The sequence below is a fragment of the Tateyamaria sp. syn59 genome (genome assembly GCF_007995245.1).
Lineage (GTDB): Bacteria > Pseudomonadota > Alphaproteobacteria > Rhodobacterales > Rhodobacteraceae > Tateyamaria.
In genome coordinates, this window is record NZ_VCBA01000002.1 from 16,323 (window position 1) to 32,263 (window position 15,941).

At 60.0% G+C, this 15,941-nt stretch carries 19 protein-coding genes; 13 read left to right on the forward strand and 6 right to left on the reverse strand.

All coding sequences use genetic code 11. The annotated features are described in order from the left end of the window. Positions 1-41: 41 nt before the first annotated feature. Together FD715_RS03380 and FD715_RS03385 are read right to left on the reverse strand one after the other, a co-directional pair. A complete protein-coding gene (locus FD715_RS03380) occupies positions 42-623 on the reverse strand; it encodes a tetratricopeptide repeat protein (protein ID WP_223274721.1) in 582 nt (193 codons plus the stop codon). Positions 624-733: 110 nt separating this feature from the next. Continuing rightward, complete coding sequence (locus FD715_RS03385; RefSeq protein WP_189799401.1) at positions 734-1,546, reverse strand: winged helix-turn-helix domain-containing protein; 813 nt, start codon at positions 1,544-1,546, stop codon at positions 734-736. A 452-nt stretch (positions 1,547-1,998) separates the two neighbouring features. On the opposite strand from FD715_RS03385, the gene FD715_RS03390 reads away from it, so the two are divergent. The 5 genes from FD715_RS03390 (at position 1,999) to FD715_RS03410 (ending at position 4,547) form a co-directional block, all read left to right on the forward strand. Beyond that, the gene (locus FD715_RS03390) at positions 1,999-2,439 is read left to right on the forward strand and encodes an ion channel (protein ID WP_147105274.1); all 441 of its coding nucleotides are present in this window, start codon (positions 1,999-2,001) and stop codon (positions 2,437-2,439) included. 78 nt (positions 2,440-2,517) lie between these two features. Beyond that, a complete protein-coding gene (locus FD715_RS03395) occupies positions 2,518-3,369 on the forward strand; it encodes an isoprenylcysteine carboxylmethyltransferase family protein (RefSeq protein ID WP_147105277.1) in 852 nt (283 codons plus the stop codon). Then, a complete protein-coding gene (gene ubiG / locus FD715_RS03400) occupies positions 3,332-4,054 on the forward strand; it encodes a bifunctional 2-polyprenyl-6-hydroxyphenol methylase/3-demethylubiquinol 3-O-methyltransferase UbiG (RefSeq protein WP_147105280.1) in 723 nt (240 codons plus the stop codon). The genes FD715_RS03395 and ubiG overlap by 38 nt, the downstream gene beginning before the upstream one ends. Positions 4,055-4,077: 23 nt before the next feature. After that, positions 4,078-4,353 (forward strand): hypothetical protein, encoded by a 276-nt coding sequence (locus FD715_RS03405; RefSeq protein ID WP_147106675.1) that lies wholly within the window; start codon positions 4,078-4,080, stop codon positions 4,351-4,353. A gap of 2 nt (positions 4,354-4,355) precedes the next feature. Continuing rightward, positions 4,356-4,547, forward strand: a complete 192-nt coding sequence (locus tag FD715_RS03410) for a hypothetical protein (RefSeq protein ID WP_147105283.1) — start codon at positions 4,356-4,358, stop codon at positions 4,545-4,547. Here the strand turns inward: FD715_RS03410 and FD715_RS03415 are convergent. Then, a complete protein-coding gene (locus FD715_RS03415; protein ID WP_147105285.1) occupies positions 4,544-4,924 on the reverse strand; it encodes a VOC family protein in 381 nt (126 codons plus the stop codon). The two genes, FD715_RS03410 and FD715_RS03415, sit on opposite strands and share 4 nt — an antisense overlap. A gap of 41 nt (positions 4,925-4,965) precedes the next feature. After that, positions 4,966-6,054 (reverse strand): PQQ-dependent sugar dehydrogenase, encoded by a 1,089-nt coding sequence (locus FD715_RS03420; protein WP_147105288.1) that lies wholly within the window; start codon positions 6,052-6,054, stop codon positions 4,966-4,968. Between the two features lie 155 nt (positions 6,055-6,209). Here FD715_RS03420 and FD715_RS03425 point away from each other — a divergent pair, with 155 nt between their 5' ends. The 7 genes from FD715_RS03425 to FD715_RS03455 all read left to right on the forward strand — a co-directional run bounded on the left by FD715_RS03425 (position 6,210) and on the right by FD715_RS03455 (position 12,975). Beyond that, positions 6,210-7,397: an ABC transporter substrate-binding protein gene (locus FD715_RS03425; RefSeq protein ID WP_147105290.1), complete on the forward strand. Its 1,188-nt coding sequence runs from the start codon at positions 6,210-6,212 to the stop codon at positions 7,395-7,397. 90 nt (positions 7,398-7,487) lie between these two features. Then, complete coding sequence (locus tag FD715_RS03430; protein WP_147105293.1) at positions 7,488-8,270, forward strand: ABC transporter ATP-binding protein; 783 nt, start codon at positions 7,488-7,490, stop codon at positions 8,268-8,270. Then, positions 8,267-8,887 carry a hypothetical protein gene (locus FD715_RS03435; protein ID WP_147105296.1) on the forward strand — a complete coding sequence of 207 codons (621 nt, stop codon included), beginning with the start codon at positions 8,267-8,269 and terminating at the stop codon, positions 8,885-8,887. Before FD715_RS03430 ends, FD715_RS03435 begins: the two co-directional genes overlap by 4 nt. Further along, positions 8,880-9,593 carry an ABC transporter ATP-binding protein gene (locus FD715_RS03440; protein WP_147105299.1) on the forward strand — a complete coding sequence of 238 codons (714 nt, stop codon included), beginning with the start codon at positions 8,880-8,882 and terminating at the stop codon, positions 9,591-9,593. Before FD715_RS03435 ends, FD715_RS03440 begins: the two co-directional genes overlap by 8 nt. Before the next feature lie 364 nt (positions 9,594-9,957). Then, complete coding sequence (locus FD715_RS03445) at positions 9,958-10,968, forward strand: branched-chain amino acid ABC transporter permease (protein ID WP_147105301.1); 1,011 nt, start codon at positions 9,958-9,960, stop codon at positions 10,966-10,968. After that, positions 10,965-12,269 carry a branched-chain amino acid ABC transporter permease gene (locus FD715_RS03450; RefSeq protein WP_147105304.1) on the forward strand — a complete coding sequence of 435 codons (1,305 nt, stop codon included), beginning with the start codon at positions 10,965-10,967 and terminating at the stop codon, positions 12,267-12,269. The genes FD715_RS03445 and FD715_RS03450 overlap by 4 nt, the downstream gene beginning before the upstream one ends. A 1-nt stretch (position 12,270) precedes the next feature. After that, on the forward strand, positions 12,271-12,975 hold the full coding sequence (locus tag FD715_RS03455) for a DUF2306 domain-containing protein (protein WP_147105307.1): 705 nt from the start codon (positions 12,271-12,273) through the stop codon (positions 12,973-12,975). A gap of 7 nt (positions 12,976-12,982) precedes the next feature. Here the strand turns inward: FD715_RS03455 and FD715_RS03460 are convergent, their stop codons facing one another. Together FD715_RS03460 and FD715_RS03465 are read right to left on the reverse strand one after the other, a co-directional pair. Next, positions 12,983-13,282, reverse strand: coding sequence for a Dabb family protein (locus tag FD715_RS03460; RefSeq protein ID WP_147105310.1), 300 nt, complete (start codon positions 13,280-13,282; stop codon positions 12,983-12,985). 60 nt (positions 13,283-13,342) lie between these two features. Next, the gene (locus FD715_RS03465) at positions 13,343-14,884 is read right to left on the reverse strand and encodes a helicase HerA-like domain-containing protein (RefSeq protein WP_147105313.1); all 1,542 of its coding nucleotides are present in this window, start codon (positions 14,882-14,884) and stop codon (positions 13,343-13,345) included. Positions 14,885-15,344: 460 nt separating this feature from the next. On the opposite strand from FD715_RS03465, the gene FD715_RS03470 reads away from it, so the two are divergent. After that, complete coding sequence (locus tag FD715_RS03470; protein WP_147105316.1) at positions 15,345-15,923, forward strand: invasion associated locus B family protein; 579 nt, start codon at positions 15,345-15,347, stop codon at positions 15,921-15,923. Positions 15,924-15,941: the final 18 nt, after the last annotated feature.

Here is a 15,941-nt window from a genome sequence, read left to right on the forward strand (position 1 = left end):
CGCGCGCCAGACGGTCAATGGACGTTTCGTTCCAGTGCTGCTCAGAACAGCTTTTTCTCGTACTTCCATTCGTCGGCATCGGGCGTGACGCTATCGAGGTCAAAGTCATTGTCGATCAGATGCTGCGCTGAACTGTCTCCCAGTTCAGCCGCGCGTTGGATGATCCTGCGACCAAGTTCCTCGTCGTAGGTGACACCACGGCCGCGCAGAATGTCCAAGCCATAGTTGAATGCACCGACCGAACTGCCCGCCTCCATGGACCGGCGGTCCCACTCCGCGGCGGCGGCCGCATCCTCGGGCCCGCCCAGACCGTTGTCTTCCATCCAGGCCATCCAGGTCATTGCCGGAATATTGCCCGCGTCAGCCAGTGTGCTGAAAATCTCGCGCGCCGTGTCGTGGTTTCCAGCCTTTGACTCGACATAGCCGATGAAGCCCAACACCGGATGCGTCTCGCCTTGCCGCATACGGTCGATATGGCCGCAAAGTGTGAGCTCTTCGGGGTTGTGGGTTCCATACGCGTCAGACTTGTGTTTGCCGCATTGCCCCATGGTTTGAGCAAACGCAGGCGACACAAGGACGGTAAAGAGTGCAACACTCGGCACGATAAATGAATTTAGACGCATCAGGATCTCGCCTTTCGGTCTTGGTTTCGACTGAGGCCAGACTTGAACAAGCATCCCAAGCGGTGTGCGAATTTCCCGCAAAAAACATGCAAAAATTCTGCAAAAAAACACTATTCCAGCAGTCGATACCCAACACCGCGCACGGTTTCGATGACCGGAGACCGAGACTTGTCGGGGTCCAGCTTCTTTCGCAAGTTGATCATGTGCTGATCCAGCGCCCGTGAGTTGGGCATGAAATTGCGGCCCCATCCTGCATCGTAAAGTTCATCCTTGGTGACGACTTTGCCCTGCCGCGTTTGAAGGAATTCCAGCAATCGAAAGTCGCGTGGCGTGAGGGCAACCTCAAGCGTGCCGCGGCGCGCACTGTGCTGTTCAGGCAGCAGGATAAGCTGATCGTCATGTTTGGCGGACGTCCCACGCCGCAAGAACAATAAAAAGCTCAGCACCCCCGCAGTTGCCAGCAATCCTATCACACCCCGACTGACACCGTTCAGAGAGACGCCAAGTGCGTTCTGCAGCTCAATGCGGGCATAGATCAAACACATCCGAGGTGCGGGCTGGCAATAAAGAAGCTGTTTCCCGTCCCTGTCATAGTTTGACCAATTGGCGTAAAAATCTCCGGACGTCAGGCGTGTGAGATCCTCCAAATCCTCCACTGAAAGATCAAACCGTGTGGGCGCATATATGCCTGGGCCGGGATACAGAACCGACCCTGCTTCTGACCAAGCCACTGCTTTCAAAAGAGCGGGATCCTTACTCAGCAAAAAGCCGATGCGGTCGGGCTGATTTTGAACCTCGTGTATCGAATGCACGTCCGCCGAACTCTTCAAAGTTGCCAGCTTCCAGGCGTCACCGGTCACCCATAGGTAGCCAGCCCCTACAAGGCTGGTGAGCCCGATCAACAAAAACCAAGGTCGCAACATGGTATGAGAATGCATGAAATGGCAGTTTTTCAAATGAGACGTTCGTCAGAGGGTGTGAGCCATGGCGTCGACTGAATGACACGTTGGCGCAGCGACATTTGAGTTTGCTGGGTCTCCGACTGTGCGATCGCAGCGGTTGGCGGCCAATCGGACAGCTTCCGCTGCGTCTTGACTAAGTGATAAAGGTAGGACCTCGTCGTTCTTCTTAGTCCCTTGTCATGGTGTTGTATGCTGGTCCCAGTCAGAACATCACCGGTGATCCTGCAAGAAACTGACTCCGTGAGTTAAATTCGAAGCCACGAGCTTTGCCGGGCTCCCGGTATCTCCGCCATTTCCCGACCGCCAAGACAAATGCACGGTCACTTGCTTCTGCCAACCCATTCGGCGCCACTTGCCTTTGCCTGACAAAACAGGTGCGATACCTCCAACCGAACCCAAAGGAACGTTTAGGAATGACGACCGCCGCAGAAATCGCATTTGGAAGCCTGTTGCTGGTGGTGTGTGCCATCGTCCATGTCGGCATCGTCACGGCTGCGATACCGGTGATTATGAGGGTCGCTTCAGTCCTTCACGGTGCACGGACGGCGTTGAGTGTTTTGCTGCTGCTGAGCTTTGGTGTGACTGTCATCCTGTTCGCGCACACGGTCCAGGTCTGGTCCTGGGCCTTCGTCTTTCTGATGATTGACGCGTTCGAGGGATTTGCAGAAGCGTTCTATTTCGCGATGGCGACCTATACGACGGTTGGCTACGGCGACATCATTCTTGAACCCGGAATGCGCATCTTTGCTACCTTTGCCGCCGTCACGGGGTTTCTAACCTTCGGGATCAGCACCGCCTTTCTGATGACAGTCATCAGCGCTCTGTTTCCAAAGATCCATGGGCGTGAACCCTAAAAGGTTTCGTTCCGCGCGATCCGCGACCTTTTGACGGGGACAATGGAAACCTGAGCCGCGCTGGCTAATTGGCCGCTCATGCAAAGCAATGGCCCATCTCCGTTTCAGCGTCTTTGGACGCTTGCCTTGGGCACCTTGCGTCCGCCGCCGGGACGCGCGCGGATCGCGCTGGCGTTTGCTTATGGGGCGGTCTGTCATGCGCTCTTTGCCGCGGCGGTACTTGCAATGATCGCAGTGATGTTCTTTGGCATGAGCATCAGCCTGGGCACCCTGCCCGCGCCCTGGTCTTATGCCGCCAACGCGCTTTTGCTGCTGCAGTTTCCACTGGTGCATTCACTGCTTTTGACGCGGCGCGGCCGGCGTAAACTGTCGCGCCTTGCGCCGTCGCCGCATGGTCGCACCTTGGCAACCACGACCTATGCCATCGTCGCGTCTGTCCAATTGCTGTTGCTGTTCGTGCTATGGACGCCAAGCGGCACGATATGGTGGCGGGCTGAGGGCGCGGCCTTTGCCGTTCTATGCGCCGCCTACACGGCAAGCTGGGTGCTGCTGATCAAGGCCAGTTATGACGCGGGCGCCGAGGTGCAGTCGGGTGCGTTGGGCTGGATGTCGCTGGCGCAGGACAAGAAGCCTGAGTTTCCAGACATGCCGACGGGCGGGCTCTTCCGCTACATCCGCCAGCCCATTTATGTCGCATTTGCCCTGACCACGTGGACCGTCCCGGTCTGGACCCCGGATCAGTTAGCCGTTGCTGCGACCCTCACTGCGTATTGCCTGCTGGCGCCGATCCTAAAAGAACGCCGCTTTGCCGACCGCTACGGCGACAGGTTTGCCGCCTACAAAGCACGCGTGCCATACGCCCTTCCCCTTCCCCTTCCCTGGACCCGAACAGATGACACAGACAGAACGCAACAACCTTCAGATCTATGACGATGTGGCGGCCCAATGGTGGTCGGATGACATCAAATGGGTGCGCACGCTGAAAAACATGGTGCCCGGGCGACTGAAATGGTTTGACCGGCACATCGACTGGTCGGGCAAGGACGTGCTTGATCTGGGATGCGCGGGCGGCTTCATGGCCGAGGCGCTGGCCGAACGCGGCGCGCAGGTGACCGGAATCGACCCAGCCGCGCAAGCCATAGAAGCCGCGCGCGTCCATGCGCAGGCATCGGGCAAAGAAATCCGCTACGACACCGGCGTGGGCGACGACATGCCCTACCCCGATGCCAGCTTTGATGCGGTGGTGTGCGTCGACGTGCTTGAGCATGTTTCTGATCTGGCACAGGTGCTGACCGAAGTGGCGCGCGTTCTGCGTCCCGGCGGTCTGTTCCTTTTCGATACGATCAATCGCAACCCCGTGGCGCGGCTCGCCACGATTACAATCGCAGAGGATGTCATCGGCCTATTGCCCAAGGGCACACATGACCCCGGGATGTTCATCAAGCCCGCGGAACTCACGACAGCCTTGAAACAAGCCGGGTTTGATGTCGGGCCGCAAACCGGGCTTGGCCCGCGCGGCTTGACCCGTCAGCTTGATTTCACCTTCGGCCCACTTCCCAGCAAGGCGATCATCTACATGGGTGTCGCCGCACTGCCAGGCCGGACGCCATCGTGACCGACCCGGTGGCCCGCTACCTCATGCTGACGCGCGAAGTTTTGCCCGGACTGGCCGCTGAACCGGGGCGCGGATGGCCGGTGCGCAACGATCACTGCTTTCAGCGGATCGTATTGGACGCGGTCTGCGGTGGGGTCTGGTACAACCACTTACAACGCCCGGCCTACAAGCACCTCACACAGGATCAGGCGCAACGCGCCGTCGACGTGTGCGAAGACATTATGGCAGGTCGCGCGGACCTGCACGCCCTGAACAGGCAATCGCTGGCCTGGCGCGGGAAACTAAGGGTCAGGGCCTGAGCATGCCGAAACGCACCTCTCCCAAGGACGCGCGGCGAGTCGAAGTGGCCGATGATCTGGACGAAATCGTCACGGACAAGCGCGAAGGTTGGCGCGCAACTTCGGCCAAGGCGCGGCGCAGGCAGCGCCGATATGCCAAACAGTTGACGCATGAACTGACGCGCATGGCGCGCGACGACGACGAAGACACTTAATCAGAAACGAAATCCACATGGATGTGATTGCCATCGGGATCCCAGATGTTGAACGCGACCAGCTTCATTGCGTCGATCTTCGACTTGCGAAAGGGTATACAGTGCTTTTGCAATCGGTCCTGAAAATCCGCAGCATCCCCGCGCGCGCGAAAGGCAAAATGCTCCAGCTTCAAAGGTTGGTCTGATCCGACAGCGCCATCGTCCTCGACCGCGACAAGATGAACGGCTGCCGAATCTCCAGCATAGAGCCACGCGCCATCCATACTGAAGTCAGGACGCGCGCCTGCGGACAGCCCAAGAACCTCTTCGTACCATCGGGTCATCTCTGCCAGACGGGTTGTCCGCAGGTTGACGTGATCCAGACGCGTGATGGTCATAGGTGCCCTCCTTGTTCAAAGCGCACCCTAACCGTGATCGTTCAGCGCGTCATCCGGTAGACGGTTCCATTGCCCACGGAAATAAACAGGATACTGCCGTCCGGTGCCTCGACAATGTCGCGCACGCGCAAGGTTTCGTCACCTTCGATCTGCTCAACCTCGCGCACGGTGTCGCCATCCATGTCCAGCCGCGAGATATAGCTGAATTTCAGAGAACCCACGAACATGTCGCCACGCCACTCCGGGAACATGTCGCCCTGGTAGATCATCAGCCCGGATGGCGCCATGGACGGGTCCCAGTAAAAGGCAGGCTGCTCCATCCCCTCCTGCGCGGTGCCTTCCCCGATGCTGCGCCCGGAGTAATGCACGCCATAGGAAATGACAGGCCAGCCGAAATTGGCCGCCCTCTGCACCCTATTCACCTCGTCGCCGCCGCGTGCTCCGTGTTCTGCCGTCCACAGGTCACCCTGCGCGTCCAGCCCTGCGCCCTGCGGGTTGCGATGGCCGTAGGACCAGATATGCGGCTGAATGCCGTCCTGCCCGACAAAAGGGTTGTCGGCAGGCACCCTGCCATCGCGCGTGACGCGGACAATGGCGCCGTTGTGATTACTGCGGTCCTGCGCCGACGGGCGATCGCCGCGATCTCCGATCGTGACGTACAGCGTACCGTCCGGGGCCTCGACCACGCGGCTGCCATAATGCCGCCCCGTCCGCCCGGCGGGCGCGCTTTCAAACAGATCGCGCAGGTTCTCAAGCTGCGTTCCGTCCGCGCTTAACTCTGCCGCCGCCAAAGCGGTGCCCGATCCACCGCCCTGCGGCTTTGAATAGGTCAGAAATAACGTGCGAGAGGTGGCAAAGTCGCTGGCAAGCGTGATGTCCAGCAGGCCGCCTTGGCCCTGTGCTGCGACTCGCGGCGTGCCAGCCACCTGCTGCGTCGCGCCGCCCCGCGCCAGGACAAGCTGCCCATTCCGCTCGGTCACCAGAAACGATCCGTCGGGAAGCTCTGCAACACCCCATGGCGCATCAAGCCCAGTGACCACCGGAGTGACAGTAATGGTGCCCCTTTCGGTGTCGAGAGCGAGGGCAGCACATGGTGTCAAAGCAAGGGCAAGAGCGGCAAAACGGTGCATGAGGCGTCCTCCTAAATCGCTTGAGGATTACGTAGGCATCGCGACCATCCCTTCCACCCACATTCCCGTGGGCACGCGCATCTATTCGCCTTTTCTTTTTTCAAGGCCGCGCATAGGCTTTGCCGCAGGACAGCAGATCCACAGGGAGTAAACACATGAAAAAACTGCTTACGGCTACGGCTGCAACGGCTCTGATGGCGGGAACGGCCTTTGCGGAGGACGTCAAGATCGGCGTCATTCTCGGCTTCACCGGCCCGATTGAATCGCTTACACCTTCGATGGCTGATGGTGCAGAACTGGCGATGCAAGAAGTAACAGATAGCGGTCTGCTGCTCGATGGCGCGTCGGTGTCGTCTGTGCGCGCGGATTCGACATGTGTCGATGCCGGCGCTGCAACCGCTGCGGCCGAACGCCTGATCACCTCCGACCAGGTCGATGCGATCATGGGTGCCGACTGCTCCGGTGTGACCGGCGCGATCCTGAACAACGTGGCGGTTGCCAACGGCGTCGTGATGATCTCGCCCTCGGCCACATCGCCCGGCCTGTCGCACAACGACAACGAAGACAACGGCCTGTTTTTCCGCACAGCCCCCTCTGACGCGCGCCAGGGCGTCGTGATGACCGAAGTGCTGATGGAAGAAGGGATCAAGGAAGTCGCAGTCACCTACACCAACAACGACTACGGCAAGGGTCTGGCCGACAGCTTCCAGGCCGCGTTTGAGGCCGCAGGCGGCACAGTGACGATCAACGCCGCACACGAAGACGGCAAAGCAGACTATTCCGCCGAAGTCGGCGCGCTTGCGGCTGCGGGCGGTGAGCGTCTGGTGGTTGCAGGCTACGTAGACCAGGGTGGCTCGGGCATCGTGCGCGCAGCCATCGACTCGGGCGCATTCGACACGTTCCACTTCCCCGACGGCATGATCGGCGCGAAGCTGGCTGAAAACTTCGGGGACGAAATCGAAGGCTCCACCGGTCAGCACCCCGGCACCGACAGCGAAGGCGCTGCCATGTTTGCCGAAATGGTCGGCGACGCCTTCGACGCCACCTCGCCCTTCACACCCGAAAGCTATGACGCAGCTGCCCTGATCATGCTGGCGATGGAAGCTGCAGGCTCCAAAGACAGCAATGTCTTCAAAGAGCACGTGATGGACGTGGCCAACGCACCCGGCGAACAGATCTTCCCCGGTGAGCTGGCCAAAGCACTGCAGATCCTCAAGGACGGTGGCGACATCGACTATGTGGGCGCAACGGCTGTCGAACTCATCGGCGCCGGTGAATCTGCGGGCAACTACCGCCAGATCGTCATCGAAGGCGGCGAAATCACGACGGCGAAGTACCGCTAAACGTCATTTGACTTGACCAGACAGCCCGTGGCGCAATCCTCGGGCTGATTCAATTTGCCAAGACTGTCCCAAGACAGCACGGGGAAGTACATGATCGTCGTTGACGACATCCACAAGCAATTCGGCGGCTTCCACGCCGTGGACGGCGCATCGCTGTCCATCGAACCGGGGGCGATTACCGGCCTCATCGGACCGAATGGAGCCGGAAAAACCACCCTTTTCAACGTGATCGCAGGCGTTCTTCAACCAACTTCCGGTCGCGTGACCATGGATGGCGAAGACATCACTGGCCTGCCGCCGCACACGCTCTTCCACAAGGGGCTTCTACGCACCTTCCAGATCGCGCATGAATTCTCCTCCATGTCATGCCGCGAGAACCTAATGATGGTGCCCGGCGACCAATCAGGCGAGACGCTGTGGAACACGTGGTTCGGACGCAAACGCATCGCCGATGAAGAACGCGCGCTGGCCGCCAAAGCCGACGAGGTGCTCGAATTCCTGACCATCGAGCATCTGTCCGACCACAAGGCGGGCCAGGTGTCCGGTGGCCAGAAAAAGCTGCTGGAACTTGGCCGCACCATGATGGTCGATGCCAAGATCGTCTTTCTGGACGAGGTCGGCGCAGGCGTGAACCGCACACTTCTGAACACCATCGGCGACGCCATCCTGCGCCTGAACAAAGAGCGCAACTACACTTTTGTTGTGATCGAACACGACATGGATTTCATCGGCAAGATCTGCGACCCGGTCATCTGCATGGCCGAGGGCAAGGTGCTGGCCGAGGGCACGCTGGACGAGATCAAGGCCAACGAACAGGTGATCGAGGCGTATCTGGGCACCGGCCTCAAGAACAAGGACAAGGTGGGCGCATGATCCATCGCCAAACGCGTGTCGTTTCCTTATTGAGCGTGCGGATATTGCTCTCTTTGTCCCTGCTTTTCACTGGTGCAACGACACAAGCCAGAGAACTCATGCTCCAAGACACCGTTCAAGATCAAAAGGTATTGATCTTTGACGATGGCTTCTGGCGTTTCAGTGACAGTGGCGGCAAACGCTGCACGAAAGTCGCTTTCGTCGGTGAGCTATGTGCTTTGCCATCTTCCTGGGCACCCTTTCCGCAGGCTGACACAAAAGCGCTCCGCCCGCGGTTTGTCCGTGCAGCGTTCGAAGGTTTTGTGACCTCTTTGACGCCTGTTGACGGACCCGTCGAAGCTGACTCAGTGAACAGGACCTTGACCGATTTGGCCGACTTTGACGGTGAAGCCCCAACGGTGCTCCAAAAAAAAAGTGCGCGATTGGGCGAACTCCAGGGTCAGCAAATTGTATATGCGCACGGAAATAGGGTCGTCGCGTTCAGCGTTTTTGATCAAAATGGGCGGATTTTGTTTTTTCAAAGCCAAAGACGTGGTTTCACCCTGTTTCACAAAGATCACGAGACGGCGCATCAAGATCTGATCAACGCTGTAGTGTTGGAGGCATTCGATGGCTGAGCCGTTTCTGATCGGGGATGCGATGACGGGCGGGTACGGGGCCGGGCCGGATATCCTGCACGACTGCACCGTGGCCGTGGACCCGGGCGAGATTGCAGTGATCGTTGGCCCCAATGGCGCGGGCAAGTCCACCGCGATGAAGGCTGTATTTGGTATGCTGGACGTGCGCCAAGGGTCTGTGCGGCTGGACGGAGAGGACATCACCGCCCTCAGCCCGCAGGACCGTGTCGGCAAGGGCATGGGGTTTGTGCCACAGACGTCGAACATCTTCACCTCCATGATGGTCGAAGAAAACCTTGAGATGGGTGCGTTCATCCGGCGCGACGATTTCTCGGACACGATGGCGCAGGTCTATGACCTGTTCCCGATCCTCAAGGAAAAGCGCCGCCAGCCTGCGGGTGAGTTGTCGGGCGGCCAGCGCCAGCAGGTCGCCGTGGGTCGCGCGCTGATGACCCAGCCCAAGGTGCTGATGCTGGACGAGCCCACCGCCGGGGTCAGCCCTATCGTCATGGACGAGCTTTTTGACCGCATCATCGAGGTCGCCCGCACCGGCATCCCGATCCTGATGGTCGAACAGAACGCCCGCCAAGCGCTTGAGATTGCAGATAAAGGCTATGTGCTGGTGCAGGGCCGAAATGCGTATACGGGGACGGGCAAGGAACTGCTGGCCGATCCTGAAGTGCGCAAGAGTTTCTTGGGGGGTTAGGATGGTGCGCTCGATCTTAACGATTGTTTTGATTTGCGCTCCAATGGCGCTGTCAGCCAAGACCTTTCAACGCTCGTGCTTGTTCAAGACGCAAGTACTCCCGGATGGGCAATACCCGGTACAACTGCCAGTCAATGTCGCGAGCAATGGCACACGCGCCAAAATCGCTGTTGGCGCCAGTGGCACCTATAACGGCACCGTGCGACGCACAAATGCAGGCGGCCAAGAATACTTTTTTCGCACAGCTGTGTCACGCGAAGTGATAACAGTCGGTCCAGACGGTGAAACTGCATGGCAGATAGACTTCAACGATGGCAGCGTCCGCGGGTACTTCGGTATGTGCGGCGCTGAAAGGTAGTTAAGAATGGACTTCCTCAACGCCTTCATCACCCTCTCCAACTTCGTCCTGATCCCCGCCATCGCCTACGGCAGCCAACTCGCTCTCGGCGCGCTCGGGGTCACGCTCATCTACGGTATCCTCAGGTTCTCCAACTTCGCCCATGGCGACACGATGGCCTTTGGCACCATGGCGACGATCCTCATCACCTGGGCCTTCCAGGGGCTGGGCATCTCCGCCGCCCCCCTGCCGACCGCCCTGCTCGCCCTGCCCTTCGGTATCGGCGTTTGTGCCCTGCTCGTCCTCGCCACCGACCGGGGCGTCTACCGCTTCTACCGGGGCCAAAAGGCGAAACCGATCATCTTCGTCATGGTCTCGCTTGGCGTCATGTTCATCATGAACGGCCTCGTCCGCTTCATCATCGGCCCCGACGACCAGCGGTTCTCGGACGGCGAACGCTTCATCATCTCAGTACGCCAGTTCAAGGCGCTGACCGGCCTCGACGAAGGATTGGCGATCAAGACGACCCAAGGCATCACGGTCATCACCGCGATCATCGTCGTGGTTCTGCTCTTCTACTTCCTGAACCGTACCCGCACCGGCAAATCCATGCGCGCCTATTCGGACAACGAAGACCTCGCGCTCCTGTCCGGCATCAACCCCGAACGGGTGGTCATGGTCACATGGCTGATCGTCGCGGCCCTCGCAACGGTGGCAGGCGTGCTCTACGGACTCGACAAATCCTTCAAACCCTTCGTCTATTTCCAGCTGCTGCTACCCATCTTCGCCTCCGCCATCGTGGGCGGCCTCGGCAACCCACTGGGCGCCATCGCGGGCGGCTTCACCATCGCATTCTCCGAGGTGATGATCACCTACGCCTGGAAAAAGGTCGCAGGTTACGCCCTGCCCGACAGCCTCGCTCCTGACGGCCTCGCCCAGCTTCTGTCGACCGACTACAAATTCGCCGTCAGCTTCGTAATCCTGCTGATCGTGCTTCTGTTCAAGCCCACCGGCCTCTTCTCGGGGAAAGCGGTATGACTGACACCACACGCAACGTCTTCTACTTCGGCTGTATCGCCGCGCTGCTGATCGGCACCGGGATCATGACGTCCTGGAACCTCGCCATCACGATCCTGAACTTCGGCCTGATCTCGGCGATCATGGCGCTGGGGGTGAACCTGCAATGGGGCTTCGCGGGGCTTTTTAACGTGGGCATCATGGGGTTCGTTGCGCTCGGCGGCCTCGCTACTGTACTCGTCGCCATGCCCCCGGTGGGCGAGGCATGGGCCGCAGGCGGCCTGCGCGTCATCACGGCCCTCGTCCTCGGTGCAGCGACAATCGTCGGCGCAATCCTCGCCTACAACGCCCTGCCCAAAGGGCGCATGCGCACCCTCGGCCTGCTCGCCATCCTCATCGTGGGCTTCTTCATCTACCGCGCCGTGTTCGACAGCGGCGTACAAGCGGTAGAGGCCATAAACCCCGCCACAGCGGGCTATCTCGGCGGCCTCGGCCTGCCCGTGCTGCTCGCTTGGCCCGTGGGCGGGCTGCTCGCCGCAGGGGCCGCGTGGATCATCGGCAAAACCGCCCTTGGCCTGCGCTCCGACTACCTCGCCATCGCCACGCTCGGCATCGCGGAGATCATCATCGCCATCCTCAAGAACGAGGACTGGCTCGCACGCGGCGTCAAGAACGTCGTCGGCCTACCCCGCCCCGCGCCCTACGAGATCGACCTGCAAAACAGCGACACCTTCGTCGAACGCGCCACCAGCCTCGGCATCGACCCGGTCACGGCCTCCACCCTCTGGGTCAAGGCGATCTATGCAGGCCTCTTCACCGTCGTCCTGCTGATCCTCTTCATGCTCGCCCAACGCGCCCTGCACTCGCCCTGGGGCCGCATGATGCGCGCGATCCGCGACAACGAGGTTGCGGCCGAAGCCATGGGCAAGGACGTCACAGCCCGCCACCTGCAAATCTTCGTCCTCGGCTCCGCCATCTGCGGCATCGCAGGGGCGATGATGACCACCCTCGACGGGCAACTCACACCCGGCACCTACCAGCCCCTGCGCTTCACCTTCCTTGTCTGGGTCATGGTGATCGTGGGCGGCTCCGGCAACAACCTCGGCGCGGTCTTAGGCGGCTTCCTGATCTGGTGGCTTTGGGTCATGGTCGAACCGATCGGCCTATGGCTGATGCAAGTTGTCACCTCCGGCATGGCCGACGGGTTCTGGCTGCGCGAGCACCTGCTCGACTCGGCTGCGCACATGCGGCTTCTGACGATGGGTGTTGTACTGCTTCTCGTGCTGCGGTTTAGTCCTAGAGGGCTGATACCGGAGAAATAGAATGCAGCGCGCAGCGCGCCTGAGATGGGGACCAATCGTCGGGTTGGTCACACTATTTGTCCTGATCCAGGGCTGTGTCTGGCACTCGGCCTATCGTGGAGCCACGGGACTGTCAGGGAACCCGTCGGCGATCGAAATGCTCACAGGACCTACGGCAAGCGTCATGATCCTGTTCAGCCATATGGTACTGGGCGCGTTGGTCACCGTTCTGGCTGTCGTTCAGCTTGCCGGACCTATTCGAAAACGGTGGCCGCGTGTGCACCGCATGTCCGGACGGGTCATGGCCATTTTGGCGCTGCTGACCGGGTTAGGAGGACTGGCCTATATCGCTGCCAGTGGCACAATTGGCGGGCCGCTGATGTCCGTGGCGTTTGCCGGATATGGGCTGCTTATGGTCGTTGCCGCCGTCCAAACGCCGCGCTTTGCCATGGCCCGCGACTACGACAGGCACCGCCGCTGGGGTCTGCGCCTGATCGTGCTCGGCTTGGGCTCGTGGCTCTACCGTCTGCACTACGGGCTTTGGTATGGAACCACCTGCAGCCTCAGCGACACCCTGTGCGGTATTGCAGCCGAACCGGATTTCTCTGGCCTCTTCGACCAGATCAATCTCTTTGCGTTTTACCTGCCCTATCTGCTGGTGCTGGAGTGGTACTTACGACGCACACCAAAGCAGCGCGTGGACAGCCCACCCTACGCCCGTTCATAAGGCTGCATCAGAACGCGATGTCAGCGGCCACGCGCATGTCCCGCAGCGGGCGTACGATGTCGATGGACTGCTGATAGAGCGGATGCGCCTTGTAATCCGCCAGCGCCTGGCCGTCCCGAAACTCGGCATAGACTACCACATCAACCTCATCCGAAAGCGCGTCGGAATGCGTGTTGCGGCGGACGGAGATCACATCCGCATGCGGGTTCGCCTCCAGTATGGACAGCCCGTCATACACACGGTCCACATCGGCGCGATTTCGGGCGCGAAAAAACACGACATGGCGCAGGCGTTCGGCGTCGGACATTGGCACGGTCCTCAAATTAGGTCTGAAAGCTTCGGCCCTCGCCCTCGACATAGAGCCGGATCATCGACCTTTGAAGAGGCCGCCGAGAATACCACGCACCATGCGACGACCGGTCGTACCAGTCAGTTCCTTGACCACCATCTTGGTCATCGCCTCGCCAAAACTGGCGCCGCGCCGGGTGGACCGGGACGTCGACCGCGACACACGGGCACCGGAATAGCGTCGCCCGGCATTGAACTCACGCAATACCGGTTCCATCTCCTCCGCCTTTTCCTCTGCCGCAGCCGCCTCGGCGGCTGCTTTCTCTGCCCGCGCCTGCAAGATCTCGAAGGCGGAGGTGCGATCAAGCGGTGCGTCGTACTTCCCGGCCATATCGCTGGCGGCCAAATGCGCCTTGCGCTCTGCCGCCGTGATTGGCCCCAATTGCGACGATGGCGGGCGGATCAGCGTCCGCTCGACGATCCCCGGCACACCCTTTTTCTGCAGCATCGACGTCACCGCCTCGCCCACACCGACCTCGCGGATGGCCTCTTCCGTCTTGAAACGCGGGTTCTCGCGATAGGTCTCCGCCGCCATCCGCAACTCCTTGCGGTCCTTAGCAGTAAAGGCACGCAGGGCATGTTGGAACCGATTGCCCAGCTGCCCCAGGATATCCTCGGGCACGTCCGCCGGATTCTGCGTGATAAAGTACACACCAACACCTTTAGAGCGGATCAATCGGGCCACTTGTTCGACCTTGTCGACGAGTGCCTTGGGTGCGTCCTCGAACAGCAGGTGCGCTTCGTCAAAGAAAAAGACCAGCTTGGGTTTGTCCGGATCGCCCACTTCGGGCAATTCCTCGAAAAGCTCACTCAGCAACCACAAGAGGAATGTGGCATAGAGTTTGGGCGAGCCCATCAGCTTGTCGGCGGCAAGGACGTTGACCATGCCCTTTCCAGTCGTATCCGTGCGCATCAAGTCAGACAATTCCAGTGCGGGTTCGCCAAAAAGCTGGCTCGCCCCCTGGTTTTCCAGAACCAGCAAGCGCCGCTGGATGGCCCCGATGGACTGTGCCGACACGTTGCCGTAGCGCAGCGAAAGTGTCTTGGCATTCTCGCCCACCCAAACCAACAGAGCCTGCAGATCCTTGAGGTCCAGAAGCGGCATGCCTTCCTCGTCCGCGAGGCGAAAGGCGATGTTCAGGATGCCCTCTTGCGCTTCGGTCAACTCCAACAGTTGGGCCAGCAACAGCGGCCCCATCTCGGACACGGTGGTGCGCACTGGATGGCCCTGCTGACCGAACATGTCCCAGAAGGTCACCGGGCAGGCGTGATAGGCGTAGTCGGAAAAGCCAATCTTTTCGGCGCGTTCCGTAAATGGGCCGTGCAGCTTATGATCCGCGGTGCCCGACTTGGCCAACCCCGACAGATCCCCCTTCACGTCCGACAGGAACACCGGAACGCCCGCATTCGAAAACCCTTCCGCCAGGATTTGCAGCGTCACGGTCTTGCCCGTCCCGGTCGCACCTGCCACCAAACCGTGTCGGTTGGCGTACTTCAGCGTCAGTCCCTGTTTTTCGGCATAGTCGACCCCGCCCCCACCGATAAAAATGTGATCTTCCATGCCGTTAACCTTTTGTCCATTGGGGCCTTCGGCGCGACCATACAAAGTTAACCATTGGGTGCCATAGTGTTTTTGTTCCTGCCGAGAGTCCTCCTGGCATGGAACACTTCCTCCCTGTCAGACTGGGCCGCGCTTCGTGCGCGGCCTTTTTTTGTCCAGAGCAGCGGAACGGTTTAGTCGCTGATTTCACGATGTTTTCTTTTTCACATATTCCCGGTTGACCGCCGCGCGGGCCTTGCGTAACCTTCGCGCAATAAGTCGGCCAGTCCGACGGGGAGAGAAAAAAGACGTGTGAAAAAGGGGGCTTTGGGGTCCCCTTTTTTGCTGTCTGCCGCCGGTCACGAAAACTTTGCGCTTTGGCCCTGACACTGGTTGCAGTCCGTGCTAGCAGTTTGCGAAACGAAACAAGAGCGGAACCGATATGCGCACGTCCCTGATTGCCCTTTCCGTCGCCCTACTGATGCCAATTAGCGTCATGGCGCAAGACACGGACACGACAACCGAAGACGCAACCGATGCCCCAGGCGCCGGGACATCCATCGAAGACCAATTGAGCCTTGGCGAAGACGCCTCGGCCCCCCAGGTCGGCCAGACCTACACAGCCGAGACGCTCGGCGACTGGGAACTGCGCTGCATCAAAGGCGAAGAAGGTCAGGAAGAGCCCTGCCAGATGTATCAGCTAATGCAGGATGCAGAAGGCACGCCTGTGGCTGAGATTTCGATCTTCCGCCTGCCCGAAGGTGGCCGTGCGATGGCCGGTGCAACGATCATCGTTCCGCTGGAAACCTCGCTGACGCAGCAACTGACCCTCGAGATTGATGGCGGTCAGGCCCGTCGCTACCCCTATGCGTTCTGCAATCCGATCGGTTGCTACTCACGCGTCGGTCTGGTGGCGGAAGAGGTTGCGCAGTTCCGGCGTGGCGCCAACGCCAAGCTGACGATTGTGCCCGCCCTGGCACCCGATCAGAAGGTCGAGCTGAACATGTCACTCAACGGCTTCACCGCAGCTTTTGAAAAGACATCTGTCGCACAGTTCTGATAGGTCACCAGATCAACG